The following is a 26,575-nucleotide window of genomic DNA, read 5'->3' as shown; positions in this document are numbered from 1 at the left end:
TCGTGCTCGTGTTGGATGGCGCAGCGGCGCCGAAGGGGCGATGGTAGCCGATATATTGGCTAATTCGATAGCAGGATCGCGTTCTGGCGACGCTGCAGGAAGGCGATGCCGATCAGGATGGCGAACGAAATCGCCAGCAATACCAGGGCATATGCGTGCGCCGTCGCATAATTCAACTTCTGCGCTTCATCGTAGAGCGCAATCGACGCCACCCGCGTCTGTCCCGGGATATTCCCGCCCAACATCAGCACCACGCCGAATTCGCCCATCGTGTGCGCAAAGCTGAGCGACACCCCGGTCAAGATCCCGTGTTTCGACAATGGCAGCACGATCGCCCGGAAGGTTTGCCGCTTGGTTAAACCGAGCGCCAGCGCTGACTGCACCAAATCTCGCCCGACCCCGCGAAACGCAGCCTGGAAGGGTTGCACCGCGAACGGCAGGCTGTACAGCACGGAGCCGGCCACCAGTCCGGCAAAGGAGAAGGGCAATGGATGGCCGAACACCGACATCCAGGCCGCGCCCACCGGCTGCTGCGGCGCCATCAGCATCAGCAAATAAAAGCCGATGACGGTTGGCGGCAGCACGATCGGCAGGCTGACCAGGGTTTCGATAAAAATGATGCCACGCATCTTGCTGTTGTTGAGCCAATTGGCCAGCGGAATGCCGACGATCAGCAGCACGACCGAGGTAACGGCGGCCAGGCGCAGCGTCAGGCCGATCGCATCCCACAGTTCGGGCGGGAACTGCCAATCGGTCATTCGGCCGCGCCTGCGGGCAAACTGAAACCGTTGCGTGCGAGGATGGCGCGTGCTTCTTTCGAGGCCAGGAAGCGCACGAAGCCGGCCGCGTGCGGATTGGCGGCGCCGGCTTTGGTGACGATCGCCCCTTGCTCGATCGGCGCCAGCCCCGTTGCCGGCACCAGCGCGTAACGGCCGACGCCTTGCAATTTGGGCGCGTGCAGGGTAGCGAACGAGACGATGCCGGCTTGCGCATTGCCGGTCTGGACGAACTGGGCGGTCTGGGCGATGTTTTCGCCGATCACGAGTTTTGGCTGCAGCGCTTGCCACAGTCCGTCGCGTTCGAGTGCCGCTCTCGCTGCGCGGCCGTAGGGCGCCGTGACCGGGTTGGCGATCGCCACGCGCGTGATGCGCGCGTCGCTCACCAGGGCAGCCAGGCCACGCGCCGGGTCGATGCGCGGATCGAGCGACCAGACGGCGATGCGGCCGACCGCATACGGCGCCAGCGTCTTGCCGTCGGCCACGCCGAGCTTGCCGAGTTCGCGCGGATAGTCCATGTCGGCGGATAAAAACACCTCGAAAGGCGCGCCGTTGCGGATTTGTGCAAAAAAGTTGCCGGATGCGCCAAGCGAGACCTTCGGCTCGACGTCGGGCGCGGTTTTCCGGTACGCGCCGACGAGTTCGTCGATACAATAGCCGAGATCGCTGGCGGCAGCGACCAGCAGCGGGCGTGCCTGCGCCGGCATGGTGAACATCCCCGCCAGCATGGTTCCCACAGCAAGTAATAGCAATTTTTTCATGCTGATCATTGTAGCGCGGGGTGCAGCGCGCTTCGCTACAATGCTCGGCTGCCTTCAAGAATATTTCCTATGTCCAATGCACCAAAGTTCGGCCTGAACGGGCCGCAAAGCGAAGCCGCGCTTTACCTGGACGGCCCCTGCCTGGTGCTGGCCGGCGCCGGTTCGGGCAAGACGCGCGTGATCACACAAAAGATCGCCTACATGATCGAAGACCGCGGCTACGATCCGCGCACGATCGCCGCGCTGACGTTTACCAATAAAGCCGCGCTCGAAATGCAGGAGCGCATCGCCAAGCTGTTGAAACAGCCGAAGCAGGCCAAGCAATTGACGGTCTCTACTTTCCACTCGCTGGGCGTGAAAATTCTGCGCCAGGAAGCGGCCGGCGTCGGATTAAAAGACCGCTTTTCGATCATGGACAGCGACGATTGCTACACGATCGTGTCCGACCTCGGCCTCACCACCGATAAACAGGAAATCCGCCGCATCCAGAATGCGATTTCGCTGTGGAAGAACGGCCTGGTCGATCCGGAAGATGCGATCCGCGAAGCGAAAGACGAGGACGAAGCCCAGGCCGGGCGCATCTACCGCAGTTATGTGGCGACGCTGGCCGCCTACCAGGCGGTCGATTTCGACGACCTGATTCGCCTGCCGGTGGAACTGTTCCGGAACAACGAGCCGATCCGCGACCGCTGGCAGAGAAAGCTGCGCTACCTGCTGATGGACGAATACCAGGACACGAATACCTGCCAATACGAGCTGGTAAAACTCCTGGTGACGGGCCTGGGTAAAAAGCCGATGTTCACTGCAGTGGGCGACGACGACCAGGCAATCTACGCCTGGCGCGGCGCCTCGGTCGAAAACATCAAAACGCTGCAGACCGATTTCCCCGACCTGCGCGTGATTAAACTCGAGCAGAACTACCGCTCGACCACGCGCATCCTGCAGGCGGCGAATGCCGTCATCGGCAACAACCCGAAGCTGTTCGAAAAATCGCTGTGGTCGGAACACGGGCTGGGCGAACCCATCAAAGTGCTGGGAATGCAGAGCGACGAGCAGGAAGCCGACCAGGTCGCGATCATGATTTCGTCCGACCATTTCCAGCGCAAGAACAAGTGGACCGATTACGCGATCCTGTACCGCGGTAACCACCAGGCGCGCATCATCGAGCAGGCGCTGCGCAAGGAGCGCATCCCGTACACGATTTCCGGCGGCCAGAGCTTTTTCGACAAGGCCGAAATCAAGGACATCATCGCCTACCTGCGCCTGATCGCCAACGAGGGCGACGATCCGGCCTTCATCCGCGCCGTCACTACGCCGAAACGTGGGGTCGGCATGGCGACGCTGGAAGTGCTGGGCGAATTCTCGAAGCAGTGGAATTGCTCGCTGTTCGAAGCAGCTTTAAAAGGCGGCATCGAGGGCAAGCTGGCCGACCGCCAGCTGCATCCGCTGCGCGATTTCTGCCATTTCATCAACGACCTCGAATCGCGCGCCAGCCGTCCGGGACCCTCGGGCAGCGGAGAAAACGCCGCCGAGGTATTGGACGACATGATGAAGGAGATGAATTACGAGCACTATCTGTACGAGAATTTCGACGACCGCGCGGCGCAAGCCAAATGGCAGAACGTGATGGAGTTTACCAACTGGCTGAAGGAACGCGGCAACGGCGGGCGCGACGGCACCGGCGAAGAAAAGAATTTGCTGGAGCTGACGCAGATGGTGGCGCTGATGTCGATGCTGGAGGGGCAGGACGAAGAGCAGGACGCGGTGCGCATGTCGACCCTGCACGCCTCCAAGGGACTGGAGTATCCGCACGTGTTCCTGGTCGGCGTGGAAGAGGGCATCCTGCCGCACAAGGGCGACCCGGACGACCCGATCGAAAAGATCGCCGCGCGCATCCAGGAAGAACGACGATTGATGTACGTCGGTATCACGCGCGCCCAGCGCACCCTGCACGTCAGCTGGTGCAAGAAGAGAAAGCGCGCCGGCGAACTGGTGCACTGCGACCCGTCGCGCTTCATCAAGGAGATGGCGCTCGACGAGGGCATCGCGGTGCCGACGGAAGCGGAGGTGATCAGTCCGAAGGACCGGCTGGCCAGTCTGAAGGCCTTGCTGAATACGCCGAAGCCGGATGCCGGCAAGCTGCTGTCATAATGTCCGGTTTAATGTAACAACTGCGCAGGGAAGCACCGTGGAACACGAAGACCGTTTTGTCGATATCGAAATCAAGCTGGCGCACATGGAAGACCTGGTCGACTCGCTGAACCAGACCGTCTACCAGCAGGCGCGCCGCATCGACCAGCTGGAAGCGATGGTGCAGCAACTGGGCGAACATTTACGGACGATGCGCGAGGTGGGGCGGCAGAATCCGGTCAACGAGCGGCCGCCGCATTATTGAGCCGCTGCTCGAATGTCGTGAACCGTAGGGTGGAGTCCCGACTCCACCCGGTACCACGCCTGCTGAATCGAAATGCATGTCGACTTGCATACGCTGCACGCGTGGAGTCAGGACTCCACCCTACGTATCGCGGTAAGCCAGCTACCCAGCCGCTTGCCCAGGCACAGTAACGTCAAGGTCGGCGGCAAGCCCCACGGCTCGGGAATCACCGACGCATCGCACACGAACAATCCCTGCGTCGGCGTCTGCAAATCCGCATCCACCCCTGCTCCGATGCGCACGCTGCCGCCCGGATGCGCGGCGAAATGCCACGATTTGAAAATGTGATGCGCGCCCGCCGCGCGCAGGATCGCCGTCGCCATCCCGACCCCGTGCTGCAATTTGCGCCGGTCGCTGTCCTGCAGCGTCTTGTCGGCCCAGCGTGGCCCGATGCGGCCGCCGATGGCGTCGCGGATCTTGACCATCATCGACAGCGTGCGGCCATGCGCAAACAGGCGGTCGACGCGGCCGACCTGCAGCGCAAAGGCCTGGTACATCGGTTTCGGCAGCGTCAAATCGGCCAGCGCCACCCCCTCGTCATGCAGGTGCAGCCCGGCCGCCATCGGCACTTCGGCGCCGCCGTCGATATCGTCGACACTGCCCATCACCGCCACCACCGGATCGCTAAAGAAAGCGGAGTCGCGCGGCCCCAGGCCGGAGCGGTGCAGCAGGCGCGGGCTGCCGAGGCCACCGCCGGCGAGCACGACGACCGGTGCGGCGATGCTGCGCAGGGTGCCGCCCACCTCAACTTCCACACCGGCGGCGCGGCCCTCCTGCACCAGCACCCGCAGCACACGGGCGCGCTCGACCAGTTGCGCACCGTGACAACAGGCTTCGTCGAGAAAATCGCGCGCCGTCCACTTGGCGCCGAATGGGCAGCCGTACACGCAGCGCCAGCAGCCGGCGCGGCAGGCGTCGGGGCGGATCATCTTGTCGAGCTTGCGCCAGTCGAGGGAAAGAGAATGCGCCGCCGCCATCATGCGCGCCGCCATCGGCCCGACCAGGTCGTCGGGCAGGGGCGCCAGTGGCAGTTCCGCGTGCAGTTGCGCCAGCGCCGGTTCGAGATCGATGCCGTAGCGCGCGAACAGCGCCGCAGGCGGTGGCGCGGCGGTGGCGAAATTGATGGCCGAGCTGCCGCCCGCCGTGATGCCGGCCACCAGCAGCGAAGCGTCGCGGTGCAGGTAGGCGCCCTTGCCGGGCACCGCCGCCATCGCCGCCATCTGCGTGACGGTGCCCTTCAGCGGATCGGCGCCGCCCTGTTCCAGCACCAGCACGCGCATGCCGGACCGGGCCAGTTCGCGCGCCGTGGCGGCGCCGCCCGGACCGCTGCCGACGACGATCGCATCATACGAAGAACGGAAAATCGGCAGCACCGGCATGCAACCGGATCAGCCCCGCTGCGGCAGCTTCCAGTCCGGCCGTACGAAGTGGCAGGTGTAGCCGTTCGGGATCCGTTCCAGGTAATCCTGGTGCTCCGGCTCGGCTTCCCAGAACGGGCCCGCGGGCGCGAGCTCGGTCACGACCTTGCCGGGCCACAGGCCGGACGCGTCGACGTCGGCGATGGTGTCCTCGGCCACGCGCTTTTGCTCGTCGTTGAGGTAAAAAATGGCGGAGCGGTAGCTCATGCCAAGGTCGTTGCCCTGGCGGTTGGGGGTACTCGGGTCGTGAATCTGGAAGAAGAATTCCAGGATCTGGCGGTAGCTGATGCGGGCAGGGTCGAACACGACTTCGAGGGCTTCGGCGTGGGTGCCATGGTTGCGGTAGGTCGCGTTGGGGACGTCGCCGCCGCTATAGCCGACGCGGGTGGACAGCACGCCGTCCTGGCGGCGCAACAGCGCCTGCATACCCCAGAAGCAGCCGCCGGCCAGGATGGCGGTTTCGGTTTGCATGGTCATTGTGGATTCTTTCAGTAAGGTGAAGGGCCGCGGCAGGTGCGGCGCGATTACAACATAGTAGCGACATGGTAGCGGCTCCTGCATATTCAATGCGCACGCCCCTATTTTTTCGCCGGCAGCGCCGCCCGCAAACCATGCGTGACCACCAGCGGGAACACGCTCGCATGGTCCTCGTCCGCAAACACTTTGGTTTGCGTACGCAGGCCCGGATAGCGGTGCGCCTTGAGGGCTGCGTCGAACTCGCGCAGGTCGGCCACCATGTCGGCGTCTTCCTCGGCACGCGAGCGCTTCTTCCCCGGCGCCAGCGTCTCGCGGCTGCCGATGCCGAAGAAGACGCTGGCCGGCAGGTCGCGGTGGCGCTCGCCATACGCTTCCAGCCGGTCGAACATCACGCCGGCGTCGTACCACAGCGAGGGGCTACCCAGGATGTAATGCTCGAACATGCGCGGTTCCGTGAACAGGATCTGCAGGCCGAGCAGGCTGCCGTAGGAATGGCCGACAAAGAATTTGCGCCGCATGTCGGCGCGGTAGTGCCTGGCGACCAGCGGGAACACGTCGCGCGCAATGAAGCGCGCATACGCCGGCGCTTCACCGAACGCGAGCGGACGTCCCGCCATGTCAGAGCGGTAATCGTGCTTGCGCGGCACCGTCGGCGTGTAATCGCGCCGGCGGCTGTAGACGCCGGTATCGCCCCTGGCGTACGACAGGCCGACCACGATCGTCTCTTCCATGCCGGCGTGCCTGCTCAGCCGCTGCGCAATGCTGCGCACCAGCGGAAAGGCGTAGTTCGCATCGGTGACGAACACCACCGGGTAGGTCCGGGTGCTGTCGCGGTAGGAGTCGGGCAGGGCGACGAACAGCTGGTAGTCGCGCTTCAGGCCGGCGGCGCGCAGGTCGCGTACATCGGTGTTGTCGAGCGTGTAGGGCGCCTGCGCCTGCGCGCCGATTGCCGACACGAGCAGGGCAAATCCAAGGACTGTGGTTTTCAAATGGTCGCTCCGGGATGGTGGCGCATGAGATTGCTGTCCTTGATTCTACGATAACTCACCCCGGCGGCTGCCGTGCAGCGCCGGCTGCGGCATGAATCCACGGCGTATTGTCTATACAGGTTTGTATGCCATTGTTTCACCGTACCGACACGACTGTAAGCCTGCTATGATCTGGCGCGCACCTGTCGGCGGCGATCCCGCGGGCAGCCTTATTCGTGTCCGTGAGAGAGACCATGAACCGTCCACAAATGCTCATCATCGCAGCCAGCCTGGCCTTTGCCGGCACCGCCTTTGCCGCCGCACCCGCCGGATCGGGCACGGTGCTCGATGCCTCCAACCCCTTCGCCAAGCCGAGTGCGCTGCCGTTCAATTACCCGGCCTTCGACAAGATCAAGGACGAGCACTTCCTGCCGGCCTACGCCGCCGGCATGCGCGAGCAGCTGCGCGAAGTCGCCGCGATCGCCAACAACCCGAAGGCGCCGACGTTCGACAACACGATCGTCGCGATGGAACGCTCGGGGCAAATGCTGGCGCGCGTCTCGGCGGTGTTCTCGAACCTGCAGACCGCCAACACGAATGACCGCCTGGACGCCGTCGACCGCGAGATGTCGCCCAGGCTGGCCGCGCACAACGATGCCGTCTACCTGAACCCGAAGCTGTTCAAGCGCATCGAGACGCTGCACGACAAGCGCGACCAGCTGGGGCTGGATGCCGAATCGAGGTTTCTGCTCGAGCGCTACTACAAGGAATTCGTGCGCGCCGGCGCCAAGCTGTCCGCCGCCGACAAGGAAAAGCTGAAGCGCTACAACGGCCAGATCGCCTCCCTGCAATCGGACTTCTCGCAGCGCGTGCTGAAGGAAGCGAATGCGTCGGCGCTGGTGGTGAATACCCGTGCCGAACTGGCCGGCATGTCGGATGCCGAGATCAGCGCCGCCGCCGCCGAAGCGAAAAAGCGCGGCCTGGACGGCAAGTACGTGATCGGCATCGCCAACACAACCATCCAGGCGCCGCTCGCAAGCTTGAAGGATCGGTCAGTGCGCGAGCGCCTGCAGGCGGCGTCGATGAACCGCGGTGCGCGCGGCGGCGAATTCGACACACGTGAACTGGTGCTGAAACTGGTCAAATTGCGCGCCGAACGCGCGACCCTGCTCGGCTACCCGAACTACGCCGCCTATTCGCAGGAACTGGAAACCGCGCAAAATCCGGCCGCCGTGAACAAGCTGCTGGCCGAACTGGCGAAACCGGCGATCGGTAATGCGCGCAAAGAAGCGGCCGAGATGCAGAAGATCGTCGACGCCGAAAAAGGTGGTTTTAAAATCGCCGCCCACGACTGGGCCTATTACACCGACAAGGTGCGCGCTGCCCAGTACAACTTCGACGAAAACCAGCTGCGCCCGTATTTTGAATTGAACAACGTGCTGGTGAACGGCGTGTTCTTCGCCGCCACCAGGGAATACGGCATCACCTTCAAGGAGCGCAAGGATTTGCCGGTCTACGATCCGGACGTGCGCACCTTCGACGTGATCGACGCCGACGGCAAGCAGCTGGCGATCTTCATCTTCGACCCGTACGCGCGCTCGAACAAGCAGGGCGGCGCCTGGATGAACGAATACGTGTCGCAGTCGCACCTGCTGGGCCGCCATCCGGTGGTCGGCAACCACCTGAACGTGCCCAAGCCCCCAAGCGGCGAGCCGACCCTGCTGACCTACGACGAAGTGCGCACCGCCTTCCACGAGTTCGGCCACGCGCTGCACGGCATGTTCTCGAACGTGAAATACCCGCACTTCTCGGGCACCAACGTGCCGCGCGATTTTGTGGAATATCCGTCGCAGGTCAACGAGATGTGGGCGATCTGGCCCGAGGTGCTGGCGAACTATGCCAGGCACCACAAGACCGGCGCGCCGATGCCGAAGGAACTGCTGGACAAGGTCGTCGCCTCGAAAAAATTCAACCAGGGCTTCATGACCAGCGAGTACCTGGCGGCGTCGCTGATCGACCAGCGCTGGCACCAGCTGACACCTAACCAGATCCCGAGCGACGTGCTGGCCTTCGAGGCGCAGGCATTGAAGGAAGCCGGTGTCGACTTCGCGCCGGTGCCGCCGCGCTACCGCACCACCTATTTCTCGCACTCGATGAACGGCGGCTATTCGGCCGGCTACTACGCCTACCTGTGGAGCGAAAAGCTCGATGCCGACACGGTGCAGTGGTTCACCGAGAATGGCGGCCTGTCGCGCAAGAACGGCGACCACTTCCGCAAGACCCTGCTCTCGCGCGGCGGGACCACCGAGGCGATGAACCTGTTCCGCGATTTCCGCGGGCGCGATCCGGTGATCGAGCCGCTGCTGGAACGGCGCGGGTTGACGGCGAATTGATTCGTCGTTAACGCCAACGATCATCACCGTTCCGGTGGGCATGCCTACCCTACGTAGACCCAATAACTACCTCTAAAACTAACCGAGACTTCATGACCCGTCCTACCGTCCTGCTCGTCGGCGCTGCCTGCGCCGTCGCCAACCTGGCCTATGCCGCCCCTGCCTCCATGCTCGCCGCCTCGAATCCCTTCGCCAAGCCCAGCACCCTGCAATACGGCTATCCCGCCTTCGACAAGATCAAGAACGAGCACTTTGCGCCGGCGTTCGCCGAGGGCATGCGCCAGCAGGCGGCGGAAATCGAAAAAATCGCCAACGACAAGGCGGCGCCGACCTTCGACAACACGATCGTCGCGATGGAGCGCTCAGGCCAGTTGCTGACCCGCGTGCAGTCGGTGTTCTCGACCCTGATCGGTTCCTACACCAACGACACGCTGCAGGCGCTGGACAAGGAACTGGCGCCGAAGCTGGCCGCCCATGGCGACGCCATCCGCCTGAATCCGAAGCTGTACGCGCGCATCAAGGCGCTGTACGACAAGCGCGACACACTGAAGCTGGACGCCGAATCGGCCTTCCTGATCGAGCGCTACAACAAGGACTTCGTGCGCGCCGGCGCCCAGTTGTCGGAAGCCGATAAACAGAAGCTGCGCGCCTACAACGGCCAGCTGGCCGCGTTGCAGACCGCGTTCAGCCAGAACGTACTGAAAGAAGTGAATGCCTCGGCGTTTGTCGTCGACACGCGCGCAGAGCTGGCCGGCCTGCCGGAAAAGGCGATCGCCGCCGCCGCGATCGAGGCGAAGAAGCGCGGCCTGGACGGCAAGTTCGTGATCCCGGTCGTGAACACCACCCAGCAGGCGCCGCTGTCGCTGCTGACCAACCGCGCCACCCGCGAAAAGCTGCTGAACGTGTCGCTGGTGCGCGGTGCGCGTGGTGGCGAGTTCGACAACCGCGACGCCGTGCTGAAACTGGCGAAGCTGCGCGCCGAACGCGCCGAACTGCTCGGCTACGACAGCCACGCGGCGTACTCGCTGGAAGACCAGACCGCCAAGGACACGGCCGCCGTCAACAAGCTGCTGGCCGACCTGACGGTGCCGGCGGTACGCAACGTCAAGAAGGAAGCGGCCGAGATCCAGGCCGTGATCGATGCCGAGAAGGGCGGCTTCCAGGTCGCCGCCTACGACTGGAACTACTACAGCGACAAGGTGCGCGCCGCCAAGTACGCGTTCGACGCGAATCAGCTCAAACCCTATTTTGAGTTCAACAATGTCCTGAACGGCGCCTTCTTCGCCGCGAACCAGCTGTGGGGCATCACTTTCAAGGAGCGCAAGGACTTGCCGACCTACGATGCCGACGTGCGCGTGTACGACGTGTTCGAGGAAGACGGCAAGCACCTCGCCATCTTCGTGATGGACCCGTACGCACGCCCGAACAAGCGCGGCGGCGCCTGGATGAGCGCCCTGGTCACCCAGAGCACGCTGCTCGGCCACAAGCCGGTCATCACCAACAACCTGAACCTGGCGAAACCGGCCGCCGGCGAGCCGACTTTGCTGAGCTGGGACGAAGTGCGCACCACTTTCCACGAATTCGGCCATGGCACCCATGGCTGGTTCTCGAACGTGAAGTACCCGCGCTTCTCGGGCACCAGCGTGCCGCGCGATTACGTCGAACTGCCGTCGCAGGTGTACGAGATGTGGATGGCCTGGCCGGAAGTGCTGGCCAACTATGCCAAGCACTACCAGACCGGCGTGCCGATGCCGAAGGAACTGCTGGATAAATTGCGCGCCTCGCAGCGCTTCAACGAGGGCTACCGCACCACCGAATACCTGGCCGCCGCGGTGCTCGACCAGAAATGGCACCAGATCGGCTCCAAGGCGATTCCAACGGACGTGAAAAGCTTCGAAGCGCAGGCCTTGAAGGAAGCCGGCCTCGATGTCGGCCCGGTCCCGCCGCGCTACAGCTCGACCTATTTTTCTCACGCGTTCTCGGGCGGCTATTCGGCCGGCTACTACAGCTACCTGTGGGCCGAGCGTCTCGACGCCGACGCCGGCGAGTGGTTCAAGGAAAACGGCGGCCTGCAACGCAAGAACGGCGAGCGCTTCCGCCAGATGGTGCTGTCGAAAGGCGGCACCATGGACGCAACCGAGATGTACCGCGCCTTCCGCGGCCGCGATCCGGAAATCGGCCCGCTGCTCGAACGCCGTGGCCTGACCGCCAACTGATCCGGCTTTGCTGGTCGTGATTGTGCCAACACTGACCAGCGTTCACGCGTGGGCACGGGTGCCCACCCTACGTTACGCCACCGTACCTGGAACTTGCAATGGACAGTGGTGCACCGTAGGGTGGGCTCTCCGAGCCCACGCGGAATGCAGCACAGCGCCAACCTCTACCTTTTCCCGCGCACTTCCGCAACAACATTAAAACGAGACCCCATGAACCGCTCCCACATCCTGCTGGCCGCCGTCAGCCTCGCCGTCGCCAGCATGGCGCATGCCCAGACCACCACGCCGGCCCCGACCGTCCAGAGCGCCCAGAACGCCCCAGCAGCCGCCCCGTTCGACGCGTCGAACCCGTTCGCCCAACCGAGCACGCTGCCTTTCAACTACCCGGCCTGGGACAAGATCAGGAACGAGCACTTCGCGCCGGCCTTCGCGGAAGGCATGCGCCAGGAAGCGGCCGAGATGGAAGCGATCGCCAACAACAAGGCGGCGCCGACCTTCGACAACACCATCGTCGCCATGGAGCGTTCGGGCAGGCTGCTCGACCGCGTGCAGGCCGTGTTCGGTACCCTGTCCGGTTCCTACACCAACGACACCCTGCAGGCGCTGCAGAAGGAACTGTCGCCGCAGCTGGCCGCCCATAACGATGCGATCCGCCTGAACCCGAAGCTGTACGCGCGCATCAAGGCGCTGTACGACAAGCGCAGCAAGCTCAAACTCGACGCCGAATCGAGCTACCTGCTCGAGCGCTACCACACCGATTTCGTGCGCGCCGGCGCCAGGCTGTCCGAGGCCGACAAGGGGAAGCTGAAGGCCTACAACGGCCAGCTGGCCGCCCTGCAGACGCAATTTGCCCAGAACGTGCTGAAGGAAGCGAACGCCTCGGCCCTGGTCGTCGACACCCGTGCCGAGCTGACCGGCATGACCGATAAACAGATCGACGCCGCCGCGGCGGAAGCGAAGAAGCGCGGCCTGGACGGCAAGTTCGCGGTTCCCGTCGTGAACACGAGCCAGCAAGCCGGTCTGTCGGTACTGACCAACCGCGCCACCCGCGAAAAGCTGCTGGCCGCGTCGCTGGCGCGCGGTTCGCGCGGCGGCGAATTCGACAACAAGGGCGTTGTGCTGCAGATCGCCAGGCTGCGTGCCGAGCGCGCCGTCCTGCTGGGCTATCCGAACTACGCCGCCTACAACCTGGAAGAACAGACCGCGAAGAACACGAAAGCGGTCAACAGCCTGCTGGCCGAATTCGCCAGGCCGGCCGTGAACAACGCGAAGAAGGAAGCGGCCGAGATCCAGAAAGCGATCGATATGGAGAAAGGCGGCTTCCAGGCCGCCGCCCACGACTGGGCCTTCTACAGCGACAAGGTGCGCGCCCAGCGCTATGCCTTCGACGCTGGCCAGCTGCGTCCGTATTTCGAACTGAACCGCGTGCTGCAGGATGGGGTCTTCTTCGCCGCCACCAAGGAATTCGGCATCACGTTCAAGGAACGCAAGGACCTGCCGGCCTATAACGAAGACGTGCGCGTGTTCGACGTGTTCGATGCCGACGGTTCGCAGCTGGCGATCTTCACCTTCGATCCGTATGCGCGTTCGAACAAGCGCGGCGGCGCCTGGGCCAATGCCTGGGTGGCGCAGAGCAAGCTGCTCGGCACCAAGCCGGTCATCGCCAACAACCTGAACATCGCCAAGCCGGCCGCCGGCGAGCCGACCCTGCTGACCTACGACGAGGTGCGCACCACCTTCCACGAATTCGGCCATGCGCTGCACAGCATGTTCTCGGAAGTCAAATACCCGCGCCTGGCACGCGTGCCGCGCGACTACGTCGAGTTCCCGTCGCAAGTGAACGAGATGTGGATGGCCTGGCCGGAAGTGCTGGCCAACTATGCGAAGCATTACCAGACCGGCGCGCCGATGCCGAAGGAATTGCTGGATAAGGTGCAGGCGTCGCAGCAGTTCAACGAAGGTTTCCGCACCACCGAATACCTGGCCGCTTCGCTGCTCGACCAGGCCTGGCACCAGCTGTCGCCAGGCCAGATCCCGACCGACGTGCTCGCCTTCGAGGCCGAGGCGCTGAAAAAGGCCGGCGTCGACCTGGCGCTGGTGCCGCCGCGTTACCGCACCACCTATTTCTCGCACACGTTCTCGGGCGGCTATTCGGCCGGCTACTACGGCTACCTGTGGGCCGAGAAGCTCGACGCCGACACCGTCAACTGGTTCAAGGAGCATGGCGGCTTGACGCGCAAGAACGGCGACCATTTCCGCAAGACCCTGCTGTCGCGCGGCGGCACGCTCGATGCGATGCAGATGTACCGCAATTTCAGCGGGAGAGATGCGCAGGTGCAGCCGTTGCTCGAGCGTCGCGGGTTGACGGGGCAGTAAGTTGATCCGGCGACGGTGCGTTAATTGCACCGTCGCGTATATGTTGATGTTGCACCGCGTGGAGTCGGGACTCCACCCTACGGTCAGTGGTATTCGTAGGGTGGAGTCCTGACTCCACGCGTTTTTCGTGCCCGCGCACACCCGTATAAAATGTCCCTGATCCCACTTCGAAAACAAAGCAAGCGATGAGTGTTCAATCCCTGAACGGTATTACTTTAGAATCCCTGTTAACCCGCCTCGTCGAGCACTACGGCTGGGAAGGACTTGGGCGCCGGATCGACATCAATTGTTTTCAAAAAGACCCGAGCATCAAGTCGAGCCTGAAGTTTTTGCGCCGCACCCCGTGGGCGCGCGAGCAGGTCGAGGCCTTGTACCTCGCCACCCGCTTCACGAACCCGCAGTAGAGAGAGGAGACCCGAGATGCTGAACGAGAACGATTCGAACCTGAAGGCGCACCTGAAAACGCTGCACCGCAGCCTCGCCGAAACCGATGCGGTCGACGAAGAGCTGCAAATGCTGCTGCGCCAGCTCGACGGCGACATCAAGCAGGTGCTCGAGCGCCGCGCCGATGCCGACCTCGACGCCAACACCTATGGCCTCGGCTCGCGCACCCAGGAGCTGAGCGCGCGCTTCGATGCACGCCACCCGAACGTGTCTTCGGCCCTGCGCGAACTCGGCAATATCCTTTCCAGTATGGGTATCTGAAGTCGCTACTCAGCCACAAGTCATTGAAATGTAAGCAATTTCTTGAAGGGGCAGCAGCCGCCAAAACCGTTTTCCGGTAAAATGTCGGCCAATGACCCCAACCAATCTTTTCGCGAGCGTTCCAAAGCGCTCCAGTCGCGCACCTGCCGCGCCTTTCCTCCCGATGACCCGCGCCGAAATGGAGGCGCTGGGCTGGGATTCGTGCGACGTGATCCTCGTTACCGGCGATGCCTACATCGACCATCCGAGCTTCGGCATGGCCCTGGTCGGGCGCCTGCTGGAAGCGCAGGGCTACCGGGTCGGCATCATCAGCCAGCCCGACTGGCACTCGGCGGAGCCGTTCCGCGCGCTGGGCAAGCCGAATCTGTATTGGGGCATCACCGCCGGCAACATGGACTCGATGGTCAACCGCTACACGGCCGATCGTAAAATCCGTTCCGACGACGCGTATACGCCGAATGCCGAGCCGAATAAGCGCCCCGACCGCGCGGTGACCGTCTACGCCCAGCGCGTGCGCGAAGCTTATCCGGGCGTGCCGGTGGTGATCGGCTCGATCGAGGCCTCGCTGCGCCGCATCGCCCATTACGATTACTGGTCCGATAAAGTGCGCCGCTCGGTGCTGTTCGAATCGAAGGCCGATCTGCTGATCTTCGGTAACGCCGAGCGCGCCCTGGTCGAGGTGACGCGCCGCATCGCGGCCGGCGAATCGATCAAGGAAATCCGCGATATCCGCGGCACCGCCTTCCTGGTGCAGCCGGGCTGGCTCCCGGACGAGGAGTGGAGCGTGCACAATTCCACCCGCGTGGACGTGCCGGGCCGCATCGACAGGCAGCCGAACCCGTACGCGATGGCACTGGAAGATCCCAAGGCTTGCGCGCTGGACAATGCCGCGCCGGAACCCGAAGTCAAACCGGTGATCATCATGACGCGCGAGCAGCGCCAGGCCGCCGCCCGCGAAAAGGCAATGAAGACTGTCGTGCGGTTGCCGAGTTTCGAGACCGTCAGCGAAGACCCGGTGATGTACGCGCATGCCTCGCGCGTGTTCCACCTGGAATCGAACCCGGGCAATGCGCGCGCGCTGGTGCAGTCGCACGGCGACCGCGACGTCTGGCTGAACGCGCCGCCGCTGCCGCTCGCCATGGACGAGATGGACAACGTCTACGATTTGCCGTATGCGCGCAATCCGCACCCGAGCTATGGCAAGGCGCATATCCCGGCCTGGGAAATGATCCGCTATTCGGTCAACATCATGCGCGGCTGCTTCGGCGGCTGCACCTTCTGCTCGATTACCGAGCACGAGGGGCGCATCATCCAGAGCCGTTCGGAGCCGTCGATCCTGCGCGAGATCGAACTGATCCGCGACACGACGAAAAACTTTGCCGGCACCATTACCGACCTCGGCGGGCCGACGGCGAACATGTACCGCCTCGCCTGCAAAGAGAAGAGCATCGAGGAATCGTGCCGCCGCCTGTCGTGCGTGTACCCGACCATCTGCAGCAACCTCGGTACCGACCACAGCAAGCTGATCCAGCTGTACCGCAAGGCGCGCGCGATCCCGGGTGTGAAAAAAATCCTGATCGGTTCCGGCCTGCGCTACGACCTCGCCGTGCGCTCGCCCGAGTATGTAAAAGAACTGGTGACGCACCACGTCGGCGGCTTGCTGAAAATCGCGCCGGAACACACGGAGCAGGGCACGCTCTCGAAGATGATGAAGCCAGGCATCGGCGCCTACGACGAGTTCAAGCGCATGTTCGAAAAATATTCGATCGAGGCCGGCAAGAAGCAGTACCTGATCCCCTACTTCATCGCTGCCCATCCGGGCTCGACCGACGAGGACATGCTGAACCTGGCCCTGTGGCTGAAGAAGAACAATTTTAAGCTCGACCAGGTGCAGACCTTCACGCCGACGCCGATGGCGATGGCGACGACGATGTACCACACCCGCAAGAATCCGTTGAAGAAGGTGACGGAAGATTCGGAAGTCGTGGAAACGGCGCGCAGCGGCAAGATGCGCAAGGCCCATAAGGCCTTCCTGCGCTACCACCATCCGGAAAACTGGCCGATCCTGCGCGAGACCCTGGTCAAAATGGGTCGTGGCGACCTGATCGGCAATGGCGAGCGCCACCTGGTGCCGGCCTGGCATCCGTCGGAAGAGGGCGGGGCGCCGCAGGTCGGCGACCGCAAGCGCCAGGGCGGCATGCCGGCACCGGCGCCGCACCAGATCGCGGCCGTGAAACGCAAGCCGGAACAGCGGGCTGCGGCGGGTGGCGGACGCGCAACGGTGGCCGCACCCGAGCGTGCACGGCCGTCGATCTTGTCGACCATCAAGACCAAGCCGAAGGGTCCGCGCAAGTAACAGGATGCGCAGCCCATCGTCAAGTTCGGCAAAAAAGCCGGCCCCTGCAGCAATGCACGGGCCGGCTTTTTGTTAAATAGCATCATGTTGTTGCACATTGGCGACGTAACATTGTCGGCCTTATACGCTTGTGTTGTTTCTGTCCTGAGGACATCCACTAAATACCTCAGGCATGTGAAGCTATTTGACGAAACGAGGTAAGATAATTCTTTTGGGAAATAGATATTAACTGCTTAATAATAATTTGATCGCCCAGTTCGATTGAATAACAAGCCGGCTCCTATGCCTGGCGGCAGTCCGCCCACAAGGAATTCTTGGTGATTGATCTTCATAATTACATGCTGGCAGTCGGCATTGGCAACATTGCGTTTGCCGTGCTGATCCTGGTTTACATGCGCAGCAGCACTGCCAGCGCCGGACTGCGGACGTGGATGCTGGCGCGCACGGTCTTCGGCCTGACGCAGTTATTGGCATGGGCGCGGCCGCAGGCCGGCCTGCCATTGCTGGTCGCTGTCGAATCGGCGGGTTGGGTAATCGGCCTTACGCTTGAGGCGGCAGCCTACATGCGCTTTTTCGGCTATTTCAGTTTGCAGCGCCGCTTGGTTCCGGCGGCCGGCCTCGGTCTGTTGCTGGCCTGGGCTTCGCCGCTGGCCGGCATGGCGTACGAGGACCTGGTTGCCTACGTGTCGCTGCTGCTAGGGGGAGGTGCGTTCACGACCGGCTTCCTGCTGGTGCGTTCGCGCCTTCCCGATGCAACCGCCTTGCAGCGCCTGATCGGCGTCACCGACATCACCTGTGGTGCGACGCTGGTCCATTTTGCCGCGCTGAGCATCATCGGCTTGCCCGTTTCGGATGGGAATATGCTGACAGGATATGTCGCGGGCTACCTGCTCCTGATCGTCAACGGCTTCGGTTTTATTTTGATGAGCAAGCAGCGCGACGACGCGCGCATGGAGCGCCTGGCCACCACCGACGACCTGACCGGCCTGCTGAACCGGCGCGCCTTTTTTGCCCGCGCCGAGGCGGCGCGCCTGCTGGCCCTGCGCCAGCAACAGCCGATCGCGCTGCTGATGCTCGACATCGACCATTTCAAACAGCTCAACGACCGCTTCGGCCATGCCACCGGCGACGAGGCACTCGTCAAATTTGCCGCGACCTGTAATGCGGCGCTGCGCGAGCACGATATCCTGGGCCGCCTCGGTGGAGAAGAGTTTGCGCTGGCGCTGCCGGGCACCGGCCAAGACGGCGCGCTGCATGCCGCCGAACGCCTGCGCCAGGGCGTGGCCGCGACGCGCCTGCTCACCTGCGGCAACGACTACATGATGACGGTCAGCATCGGCGTGGTCGTGCTCGATCCCGGCGAAGACCTGCCGGCCGCGCTCGCGCGCGCCGATCATGCCCTGTATGAGGCCAAGAGGAATGGCCGCAACCGGGTGGAAGTGAGTAGCACCGGTCTGCGCCGGGCGTAAGAACAGCTGTCGTTCCGTAGGGTGGACTTCGTCCACGCGTTACGCACGGTTCCCGGTCGAAACGCTGCACGTAGTCCGCACGCTTTGCATCGCGTGGACGGAGCCTTTCGTGGCCCGGCCCACCCTACACAAGCACTTATTCTCCATTCCCCGCGTGCGCGAGGCTGTTCAACAAATCCTGCACTGCGCTCAGCTGCGCCGGCTTGGTCAGATGGTGGTCGAACCCGGCATCGCTCGAACGCAGGCGGTCGCTCTCCGTTCCCCAGCCGGTCAGGGCCACCAGCGTGACGTTTTCCAGTCCAGGCGTGCGGCGCATGGCGCTGGCGGTTTCATAGCCGTTCAGGCCGGGCATGCCGATGTCGAGAAAGGCGATCTGCGGCAAAAATTCCCGCGCCACGGCGAGGGCGGCGATGCCGTCGTGGGCGACGCGGGTCAGGTGGCCGCCGGCTTCGAGGATCATCGACAGCGTCAGCGCCGCGTCGACGTTGTCGTCGACCACCAGGATGCGGATGGCTTGCGTCCCGGCCGCCGGCACCGTGTCCCCGTCCTGGCGCGGCGCATGGCGCGCATCGGGCGGCGCGTCTGCGCCGGCCAGCGGCAGGCGCACCTCGAAGGTGCTGCCGCGACCGGCGCCGGCGCTGGCCGCGCTGACGGCGCCGCCGTGCATCTCGACCAGGCGCCGCACCAGCGACAGCCCGATGCCGAGGCCCCCCTGGGCGCGTTCCATGTGGCGGTCGACCTGCTTGAACATGTCGAACACGCTGTCGAGCGAATCGGCCGGAATGCCGACGCCGGTGTCGGTCACGACGATCACCGCCATGCCGTCCTCGGCGCGCAGCGACAGGTCGATGCGCCCGCCCGCCGGGGTGTACTTGGCGGCGTTGTTGAGCAGGTTCGCCACCACCTGCGCGATGCGGGTCACGTCGGCGTCGACGACCAGCGCCGTCTCGGGCATGACCACATGCAACTGGTGGCGCGCGGCATCGATCAGGGGCGCGCTGGTTTCCACGGCGCTGCCCAGCACGCGCCGCAGGTCGGCGCGCTCGCGTTTCAGTTCGAGCTTGCCGCCGCTGATGCGGGCGACGTCGAGCAGGTCGTCGATCAGGTGCACCATGTGGCCGACTTGCCGCTCCATCATGTCGCGCACCTTGCGCACGGCGGTGGGGTTGTCGCCCGACAGGCGCATGACGCCGAGACCGCTGCGGATCGGCGCCAGCGGGTTGCGCAGCTCGTGCGCGAGCGTGGCCAGGAATTCGGTCTTGCGGCGGTCGGCATCCGACAGGTCGGCGGCCAGGCGGCGCAATTGCTCTTCGTTGCGCTTGCGCGCCGAGATATCGGTAAACAGCAGCGCCACCTTGCGGCTGTCGGCGCCGCCCATGCGCGTCGCGTAGACGTCGAACCAGCGCCCCATCGCCGCCGCTTCGTTCTCGAAGCGTACCGCCTCGCCGGTGAGCGCGACGCGGCCGTAGGTATCGAACCAGAAGCGGTCGAGAGCGGGCACCAGTTGGCGTGCGCTTTTGCCGGTGGCGTCGACCAGGCCCGTCTGGCGCTCGAACATGGCGTTCATTTCCAGGAACAGGTAGTCGACGGGCACACCGGCGTCGTCGAACAGCATCTCGATGACGGCGAAACCCTGGTCCATCGATTCGAACAGGGTGCGGTAGCGTTCTTCGCTGGCGCGCAGTTTTTCCGCGGCCTGGTGCGTGGCGCTGGTGTCGAGCACGATGGCGACCAGGCCCTGGAATTCGCCGTCCGGACCGCGCAGCGCGTTGACGCTGCTGGTGGCCGGCACGAGCGTGCCGTCCTTGTGCAGGTAGTGCTTGTCGATGACGAAGCCGGGCCCGCCGGCCATCAGGCCGGCGACGCCCGCCAGCGTCGCCTCCAGCGAATCGGGGGCCGTGACGTCGGCCACGCCCATGCCGATCAGCTCGGCCTCGCTGCGGCCGAGCATGGCGCAGTACTTCTGGTTGACGAGGGTGATGCGGCCTTGCTGGTCCATTTCGACCACGCCGGTGGCGGCCTGGCCGACGAGTTGCGCGAAACGCTCGCGGCTTTCATACAGCCGGAGCTCGTTCAGCTTGCGTTCGGTCTGGTCGACGCCATGCACGAGCACGCCTGTGATCGCGCCGTCGGCATCGCGCAGGGCGGTGAAGACCAGGTCGATGAAACGTTGTTCCATGGCGGCACCGGCATGGCGCTGCAGCATGATGGGCATGTCGGTGCCGGAAAACGGTTCGCCGCTGCGGTAGACCTGGTCAAGCAATTCGATGAAGCCCTGGCCATCGACTTCCGGCAGCGCCGCGCGCACGGTCTGGCCGATCAGGTCGCGGTTACCGACCAGCTGGAGGTAACGGTCATTGATCAGCTCAAACACGTGATCGGGGCTGCCCAGCACGCACATGAAGGCGGGTGCCTGGCGGAAGATGTCGGTCATGCGCGCGTTGGCCGCCTGCAGTTCCTTGAGCAGGCGTTCGCGCTGGATGTCGGCCTCGTGCGCCGCGGTGACGTCGCGCGAAACCGCCAGCAGGCTTTGCACCTGGCCATTCTCCGCGTACACGGCGGTGACGACCACTTCCCACCAGCGCGGCGATCCCTTGGCGGTCGGGCAGAACGCCTTGACTTTGCCGGTGCCGCCGGCATGCGCCAGCGCGAGCGCCGCGTCGATCGCATCCTGGCTTTCCTGCGGCCAGAACCCGCGCCAGGCGGTGCCCGAGAAAAGATCGAAGTCGTCGATCTCCATGGCGCGCATGCCATTCCTGTTCATCGCCAGCACCTTGCCTTCGCTGCTCAGCAATTTCACGCAGTCCGGGCTGCTTTCGAACAGTTGCAGGCCGAGGGCATTGGTGTCGATCGGGGAGGCGGTATCTTGGTCGTGCTGCATGGCGAGTCCGAATACGTTTGCCGACTTGGCGAAATGAGTGCTGCAAAGATAACCAATACCATGCGCGGCAATGGTTGACTGTTCGTTCGGTAACGCCGATGGAAGATAAATAAAAAGGACGCAGAAAAAGAAAAAGGGCCCGACGAATCGGACCCTTTTTCCTTGATGCTGGCGGAGCGGACGGGGCTCGAACCCGCGACCCCCGGCGTGACAGGCCGGTATTCTAACCAACTGAACTACCGCTCCGTTTTTACTGATCGGTTCCTCGTTTCAAACAGAAGCTTGGTGGGCGCTGAGAGGCTCGAACTCCCGACCTAATCCTTGTAAGGGATCCGCTCTACCAACTGAGCTAAGCGCCCGGCTCACCGTATTCTGTCTGTCTGACGCTTGTCACTGCGTCTGAAGAGGCCCGAATCATAGCGTACGGGTTCCCGAATGTGCAAGAGTTTTTATGAAAATATGCAAAATCCTCTTTTCGAGCCTTTGCATCCCGCCATCAAGCAACTGTTGTTATTCGGTCCGACCCACTTGCCGCCGCTTGCCTTGCAAGGCAGCCACCCCCAACAATAGCGCCTTGTAGCAGTGGCAACCTTTAGACATCGGCAAGATGCAGGTGCCGCAGGCGGGATCACCGCCGGCAATGGAGGAACTAGCGGACGTCACGGTTTTTCAACTTCAAGGAAAAATAACATGATGAAGATGTCCAAGATGCACAAACGCGTCGTGCAGGCGCACGCCATGCTGGCGCTCGGCGCCCTCCTGCCGGCGGGCCCGGTCCACGCCCAGGAGCAAACCCCGGCCGCCGGCGAACTGCAAACCGTGACGGTCACCGCCCAGCGCCGCAGCGAAAACATCCGCGATGTGCCGCTGGCGGTGACGGCCCTGCGCGGCGAAAAGCTCGACGTACTGGTCTCGGGCGGCGAGGACATCCGCGTGCTGGCCGGCAAACTGCCGAGCCTGAACGTGGAATCGTCGAACGGCCGCACCTTCCCGCGCTTTTATATCCGCGGCTACGGCAACACCGACTTCAACACGTTTGCCTCGCAGCCGGTCTCGCTGATCTATGACGACGTGGTGCAGGAAAACCCGATCCTGAAGGGTTTCCCCATCTTCGACCTGCAGAACGTCGAAGTGCTGCGCGGGCCGCAGGGTACCCTGTTCGGCCGCAATACCCCGGCCGGCGTCGTCAAATTCGAATCCGAAAAGCCGAACCTGAAACGGGTCGAGGGTTACTACAACGCCTCGGTCGCGACCCACAACACGATTAATGTCGACGGCGCCGTCAACGTGCCGCTGTCGAACGAATGGGCAATGCGCTTCTCGACCCTGCGCCAGCACCGCGACGACTACGTCGAGAATTACGCCGACCTGGCGCAGACCCAGCGCCGTGAAGACCTCGACGGCTACAACGAGCACGCCGAGCGCATCCAGTTCCTGTACAAGCCGAGCGGCCCCTTCAGCGCGCTGTTCAACCTGCACCAGCGCAGCACCAGCGGCAGCGCGCGCCTGTTCCGCGCCAACCTGATCCGCCCGGGCACGAACGCCATCGTCGCCGGCCTCGATCTCGACCGCATCGTCACGAATGCCCAGAACTACCAGGATTTGACGACCCGCGGCGGCAGCGTGCGCCTGAGTTGGGACCTGGGCGACCACAAGCTGTATTCGGTCACCGGCTACGAGAACATTTCCAACTACAACAGCCGCGGCGACATCGACGGCGGCATCCCGGCCGGCCCCGGCTTCATTCCGTTCCAGGTCGAGACCGGCAGCCACATCGTCGACCTGAAGCAGTACAGCCAGGAAGTGCGCATCGAATCCGAATACGCGACGCCGCTGAACTGGCAGGCCGGCGTGTACTGGTTCGACGAATCGGGCACCGGCGGCAGCGACAATTTCAATAGCACCACCGGCGCGCGCACCTCGCGCCTGTTCAGCCGCCAGGACAATACCGCCTGGGCGCTGTTCGGCTCGGCCACCTACAAGGTGTCGGACGTGTTCGACCTGCGCGGCGGCCTGCGCTACACGAAGGACAAAAAGGATTTCCGCACCGTCGTCAACGAAAACGTCGCGCAAACCGGCGCCACCGCGCTCGGCACCAGCAAGTCCAAGGTCAGCTGGGACCTGTCCGGCACGTATAAACTGAGCCCGACCGTGAACGTGTATGGCCGCGTCGCCACCGGCTTCCGCGCGCCGAGTATCGCCGCTGCGTCGGCCGCGGTGCCGATCACGGTGGCCGACGCCGAAACGATCACTTCGGTCGAGGCCGGCGTCAAAGCCGACCTGTTCGAGCGCCGCGGCCGCGTTGCCTTCTCGGTCTACGACTACACGGTCAAGGACCAGCAGCTGACGGTGGTGGGCGGCAATTCGAACGTCAACCGCCTGATCAATGCCGATAAAACCAAGGGCCGCGGGGTCGAGCTCGACGTCGAGGCGGCGATCAGCCCGGCGCTGCGGGTGACGGCCGGGACCAGCTACAACTTCACGGAAATCCGCGACCCCAGCCTGTCGGTGAACCGCTGCGGTTCCTGCACGGTGACCGACCCGATCAACGCGGCGAACCGCGTCGTCATCGACGGCAACATGCTGCCGCAGGCGCCGCGCTGGATTGCCAACGCCACCGCGCGCTGGAGCATGCCGGTGGCCGACGGCGAAGTGTTCGTGTTCACCGACTGGTCGTACCGCAGCAAGGTCAATTTCTTCCTGTACGAAGCGGCCGAGTTCACCGGCAAGCCCCTGACCGAAGGCGGCCTACGCCTGGGCTACAACTGGGCGGGCGGCAAGTATGAAGCGGCCATCTTCGGCCGCAACATCCTCGATGAGCGCCGCATCACGGGCGCCATCGATTTCAATAACCTGACCGGTTTTACCAACGAACCGCGCACCTGGGGCGTGCAATTCAAAGGTAATTTTTAATCACAGTCAGCTGACAAAACACAGTTAACTGTTAAACGAAGATGTGTAATTTGTAAGGCCGCGCCCCGCGCGGCCTTTTTTTGTGTGCGCTGCAGCATCAAAAGCCTTGCATTATAAGCAAAGTAACGATTGTTGTAACGATGATATCAAATCAGGCCATATCTAATTTGGCGTACATACGATATTTGCAAATAAACGATGTTTTTGTTAAATCAGCCATACAAAATGTTGCAAATTAGCCTCATTCGATTGGAAATTCCCTGCATGCATTTTTACTCAGGCGTACATTTTCTGAGCCGCCTGTCGAGGGCACTTCGGATTTCCGAAGATCATAAACCGAGGCATATTGCCTCGACGGAAAACTACACACTAAGGGCTCAACATGAAGTCGACGCATTTGATGTACCCATGTTTGTTGAAAGTCGTTGTAGCAGTCTCCATCGCCACCGGTTCGTTCGGTGCAGCCGCCGCCGGCGCCATTCCTGAATTCCAGGGCGCAAGCACCCCACAGTACATCCTCAACACCGACCGCCTGATCGTGAAGTACAAGGACGCCAACGTCGGCGGCGCCCAGGCCCGCGTGGCGACCGCGATGACGTCCGCGCGCCAGGCCATCGCCGACCGCGCCGGCCAGCAGCTGGGCCTGCGCATGCAGGCGCTGCGTTCGACCGCCACCGGCGCCCACGTCTTCAAGATCGACCGCAAGGTGTCGCTCAAGGATGCCGAAGCGCTGGCGCAGGAACTGATGGCGCGCGACCCCTCGATCGAATACGCCGAGCCCGACCGCATCATGAAGAAGATGGCCACGGCCAACGATCCGATGTATGCCCAGCAGTGGCATTACACGGAAACCACTGGCGGCCTGCGCCTGCCGGCAGCCTGGGACCTGTCGACCGGTACCGGCGTAAAAGTGGCCGTGATCGACACCGGCATCCGTCCGCATGCCGACCTGTCCGGCCAGTACGTCGGCGGCTATGACTTCATTTCCGACGCCACCATCGGCAACGACGGCAATGCGCGCGACGCCGACCCGTCCGATCCGGGCGACTGGACCGCCGCCAACGAGTGCGCCGCCGGCGAACCGGCATCGGGTTCGAGCTGGCACGGCACCCACGTGGCCGGCACCATCGCCGCCAAGACCAACAACAGCCTGGGCGTGGCCGGCGTGGCATACAACGCCAAGGTCGTGCCGGTGCGCGTGCTCGGCAAGTGCGGCGGCTACACCTCCGACATTGCCGACGCCATCATCTGGGCCTCGGGCGGCACCGTCTCCGGCGTGCCGGCCAATGCCAACGCGGCGAAGGTCATCAACATGTCGCTCGGCGGCGGCGGCGCCTGCGGCACCACCACGCAGAATGCCATCAACAGCGCCCGTTCGCGCGGCACCGTCGTCATCGTCGCGGCCGGTAACGAGAACATGAACGCGAGTAACTCGAACCCGGCCAACTGTTCCGGCGTCGTGACTGTTGCCGCCACCAACCGCAACGGCGCCCGCGCTCCGTACTCGAACTACGGCAGCGTGGTCGACGTCGCCGCGCCAGGCGGCGATGCCAACGGCTACATCATCTCGACCCTGAACGCCGGCACCAGCGCGCCTGGCGCCGACAACTACGCCGGCTACCAGGGCACCTCGATGGCGACCCCGCACGTCGCCGGCGTGGCCGCACTGATGCTCGCTCGTAACAGCGCGCTGACCCCGGACCAGATCGAGTCGAAACTGAAAAGCACCGCGCGCGCCTTCCCCGGCACCTGCTCGCAGTGCGGCACCGGCATCGTCGACGCGGCCGCGGCAGTCGCTTCGGCCACGACCTCGACGCCGGTCGGCCCGACGATCGCGGAAACCGAGTCGAACAACACGATTGCCACCGCGAACGCCATCAGCACCACCGGCACCACCGTCAACGGCAGCATGAGCGCCTCGACCGACAGCGACTATTTTGTTGTTCAGCTGCCGGCCGGCAAGACGCTGCAGGCATCGATGACGCCGGGCCTGTCGAGCGCCGACTACGACGTCTACATCTACAACAGCGCCGGTACCCAGCTGGCCCTGAGCGAGAACGGCGCCGGTGCCACCGACACCGCCTCGGTCTCGAACACCACCACCGCCACGGCCGCACGCTATGTGCGCGTCAAGTATTACAGCGGCGGCACCGGTTCGACCAATGGCAAGTACACGCTGAAATTGAACTGGTAATTCTTTTACTGGTTGAGTAGCAAGGTCGAAGACGCGCGGCTTGCCGCGCGTTTTTTTTGCTTATCGATACCATTTCATACCCCGTGTCGGCGGTGCACCGTAGGGTGGGCACTTGTGCCCATGCGGATACGACTCACGCAAATCACTTAATGTCACGATAGTCCGATGTCGCTGGCGTATAGCGAGGGCGCCTCTGTTCATCCTGTGATCCTACGGTGCACAGCAGCCAACGACCATC

17 protein-coding genes and 2 tRNA genes are annotated in these 26,575 nt (G+C 63.6%); 11 read left to right on the top strand and 8 right to left on the bottom strand.

Annotation, left to right across the window (positions count from 1 at the left end):
* Positions 1-59 precede the first annotated feature (59 nt).
* Positions 60-758 (bottom strand): molybdate ABC transporter permease subunit, encoded by a 699-nt coding sequence (modB, locus tag AC56LG_RS13125; protein ID WP_497166525.1) that lies wholly within the window; start codon positions 756-758, stop codon positions 60-62.
* On the bottom strand, positions 755-1,537 hold the full coding sequence (gene modA, locus AC56LG_RS13120) for a molybdate ABC transporter substrate-binding protein (protein WP_497166524.1): 783 nt from the start codon (positions 1,535-1,537) through the stop codon (positions 755-757). Before modA ends, modB begins: the two co-directional genes overlap by 4 nt.
* Positions 1,538-1,606: 69 nt before the next feature.
* On the opposite strand from modA, the gene AC56LG_RS13115 reads away from it, so the two are divergent.
* Both AC56LG_RS13115 and AC56LG_RS13110 read left to right on the top strand, forming a co-directional pair.
* Positions 1,607-3,688, top strand: a complete 2,082-nt coding sequence (locus AC56LG_RS13115) for a UvrD-helicase domain-containing protein (RefSeq protein WP_192054539.1) — start codon at positions 1,607-1,609, stop codon at positions 3,686-3,688.
* A 37-nt stretch (positions 3,689-3,725) separates the two neighbouring features.
* Entirely contained in the window at positions 3,726-3,932 is a 207-nt protein-coding gene (locus AC56LG_RS13110) for a SlyX family protein (protein ID WP_497166523.1), read from the top strand.
* Between the two features lie 107 nt (positions 3,933-4,039).
* On the opposite strand, the gene AC56LG_RS13105 is transcribed toward AC56LG_RS13110, so the two are convergent.
* From AC56LG_RS13105 to AC56LG_RS13095, 3 genes are all read right to left on the bottom strand, one after another.
* Positions 4,040-5,350: an FAD-dependent oxidoreductase gene (locus AC56LG_RS13105; RefSeq protein ID WP_497166522.1), complete on the bottom strand. Its 1,311-nt coding sequence runs from the start codon at positions 5,348-5,350 to the stop codon at positions 4,040-4,042.
* A 9-nt stretch (positions 5,351-5,359) separates the two neighbouring features.
* Positions 5,360-5,866, bottom strand: coding sequence for a peptide-methionine (S)-S-oxide reductase MsrA (msrA, locus tag AC56LG_RS13100; protein WP_497166521.1), 507 nt, complete (start codon positions 5,864-5,866; stop codon positions 5,360-5,362).
* A 101-nt stretch (positions 5,867-5,967) separates the two neighbouring features.
* A complete protein-coding gene (locus AC56LG_RS13095; RefSeq protein ID WP_497166520.1) occupies positions 5,968-6,855 on the bottom strand; it encodes an alpha/beta hydrolase in 888 nt (295 codons plus the stop codon).
* A 233-nt stretch (positions 6,856-7,088) separates the two neighbouring features.
* Between AC56LG_RS13095 and AC56LG_RS13090 the strand changes: the two genes are divergently transcribed.
* The 7 genes from AC56LG_RS13090 (at position 7,089) to AC56LG_RS13060 (ending at position 18,349) form a co-directional block, all read left to right on the top strand.
* Positions 7,089-9,227, top strand: coding sequence for a M3 family metallopeptidase (locus tag AC56LG_RS13090; RefSeq protein WP_497166519.1), 2,139 nt, complete (start codon positions 7,089-7,091; stop codon positions 9,225-9,227).
* 92 nt (positions 9,228-9,319) lie between these two features.
* Positions 9,320-11,443: a M3 family metallopeptidase gene (locus tag AC56LG_RS13085; RefSeq protein ID WP_497166518.1), complete on the top strand. Its 2,124-nt coding sequence runs from the start codon at positions 9,320-9,322 to the stop codon at positions 11,441-11,443.
* Positions 11,444-11,653: 210 nt separating this feature from the next.
* Positions 11,654-13,819, top strand: coding sequence for a M3 family metallopeptidase (locus AC56LG_RS13080; protein WP_497166517.1), 2,166 nt, complete (start codon positions 11,654-11,656; stop codon positions 13,817-13,819).
* Positions 13,820-14,004: 185 nt separating this feature from the next.
* On the top strand, positions 14,005-14,223 hold the full coding sequence (locus AC56LG_RS13075; protein ID WP_497166516.1) for a VF530 family protein: 219 nt from the start codon (positions 14,005-14,007) through the stop codon (positions 14,221-14,223).
* 16 nt (positions 14,224-14,239) lie between these two features.
* The gene (locus AC56LG_RS13070; protein WP_497166515.1) at positions 14,240-14,524 is read left to right on the top strand and encodes a DUF4404 family protein; all 285 of its coding nucleotides are present in this window, start codon (positions 14,240-14,242) and stop codon (positions 14,522-14,524) included.
* A 91-nt stretch (positions 14,525-14,615) separates the two neighbouring features.
* The gene (locus AC56LG_RS13065) at positions 14,616-16,880 is read left to right on the top strand and encodes a YgiQ family radical SAM protein (protein ID WP_497166514.1); all 2,265 of its coding nucleotides are present in this window, start codon (positions 14,616-14,618) and stop codon (positions 16,878-16,880) included.
* A gap of 317 nt (positions 16,881-17,197) precedes the next feature.
* The gene (locus AC56LG_RS13060; protein ID WP_497166513.1) at positions 17,198-18,349 is read left to right on the top strand and encodes a GGDEF domain-containing protein; all 1,152 of its coding nucleotides are present in this window, start codon (positions 17,198-17,200) and stop codon (positions 18,347-18,349) included.
* 136 nt (positions 18,350-18,485) lie between these two features.
* On the opposite strand, the gene AC56LG_RS13055 is transcribed toward AC56LG_RS13060, so the two are convergent.
* From AC56LG_RS13055 to AC56LG_RS13045, 3 genes are all read right to left on the bottom strand, one after another.
* Positions 18,486-21,230, bottom strand: a complete 2,745-nt coding sequence (locus AC56LG_RS13055) for a PAS domain-containing hybrid sensor histidine kinase/response regulator (RefSeq protein WP_497166512.1) — start codon at positions 21,228-21,230, stop codon at positions 18,486-18,488.
* A gap of 169 nt (positions 21,231-21,399) precedes the next feature.
* Positions 21,400-21,476: transfer RNA gene (locus AC56LG_RS13050), tRNA-Asp, on the bottom strand.
* Positions 21,477-21,513: 37 nt separating this feature from the next.
* Positions 21,514-21,589: transfer RNA gene (locus AC56LG_RS13045), tRNA-Val, on the bottom strand.
* 331 nt (positions 21,590-21,920) lie between these two features.
* Here AC56LG_RS13045 and AC56LG_RS13040 point away from each other — a divergent pair.
* Together AC56LG_RS13040 and AC56LG_RS13035 are read left to right on the top strand one after the other, a co-directional pair.
* Entirely contained in the window at positions 21,921-24,143 is a 2,223-nt protein-coding gene (locus tag AC56LG_RS13040; RefSeq protein ID WP_497166511.1) for a TonB-dependent receptor, read from the top strand.
* A gap of 382 nt (positions 24,144-24,525) precedes the next feature.
* Positions 24,526-26,337 (top strand): S8 family serine peptidase, encoded by a 1,812-nt coding sequence (locus AC56LG_RS13035; RefSeq protein ID WP_497166510.1) that lies wholly within the window; start codon positions 24,526-24,528, stop codon positions 26,335-26,337.
* Positions 26,338-26,575 lie beyond the last annotated feature (238 nt).

The sequence above is a fragment of the Telluria sp. ZB2R32 genome, from assembly GCF_059685715.1.
The sequence above is the reverse complement of the archived record's forward strand: the minus strand, read 5'-3'. Positions and strand labels throughout refer to the sequence as shown.

Excerpts from the sequence above, each read along its gene's own strand:
- AC56LG_RS13065 (WP_497166514.1), top strand. The coding sequence starts at position 14,616 with ATGACCCCAACCAATCTTTTCGCGAGCGTTCCAAAGCGCTCCAGTCGC.
- AC56LG_RS13080 (WP_497166517.1), top strand. The coding sequence starts at position 11,654 with ATGAACCGCTCCCACATCCTGCTGGCCGCCGTCAGCCTCGCCGTCGCC.
- AC56LG_RS13070 (WP_497166515.1), top strand. The coding sequence starts at position 14,240 with ATGCTGAACGAGAACGATTCGAACCTGAAGGCGCACCTGAAAACGCTG.
- AC56LG_RS13075 (WP_497166516.1), top strand. The coding sequence starts at position 14,005 with ATGAGTGTTCAATCCCTGAACGGTATTACTTTAGAATCCCTGTTAACC.
- AC56LG_RS13115 (WP_192054539.1), top strand. The coding sequence starts at position 1,607 with ATGTCCAATGCACCAAAGTTCGGCCTGAACGGGCCGCAAAGCGAAGCC.
- AC56LG_RS13105 (WP_497166522.1), bottom strand. The coding sequence starts at position 5,350 with ATGCCGGTGCTGCCGATTTTCCGTTCTTCGTATGATGCGATCGTCGTC.
- AC56LG_RS13085 (WP_497166518.1), top strand. The coding sequence starts at position 9,320 with ATGACCCGTCCTACCGTCCTGCTCGTCGGCGCTGCCTGCGCCGTCGCC.
- modB (WP_497166525.1), bottom strand. The coding sequence starts at position 758 with ATGACCGATTGGCAGTTCCCGCCCGAACTGTGGGATGCGATCGGCCTG.
- AC56LG_RS13090 (WP_497166519.1), top strand. The coding sequence starts at position 7,089 with ATGAACCGTCCACAAATGCTCATCATCGCAGCCAGCCTGGCCTTTGCC.
- modA (WP_497166524.1), bottom strand. The coding sequence starts at position 1,537 with ATGAAAAAATTGCTATTACTTGCTGTGGGAACCATGCTGGCGGGGATG.
- AC56LG_RS13055 (WP_497166512.1), bottom strand. The coding sequence starts at position 21,230 with ATGCAGCACGACCAAGATACCGCCTCCCCGATCGACACCAATGCCCTC.
- AC56LG_RS13035 (WP_497166510.1), top strand. The coding sequence starts at position 24,526 with ATGAAGTCGACGCATTTGATGTACCCATGTTTGTTGAAAGTCGTTGTA.
- msrA (WP_497166521.1), bottom strand. The coding sequence starts at position 5,866 with ATGACCATGCAAACCGAAACCGCCATCCTGGCCGGCGGCTGCTTCTGG.
- AC56LG_RS13040 (WP_497166511.1), top strand. The coding sequence starts at position 21,921 with ATGATGAAGATGTCCAAGATGCACAAACGCGTCGTGCAGGCGCACGCC.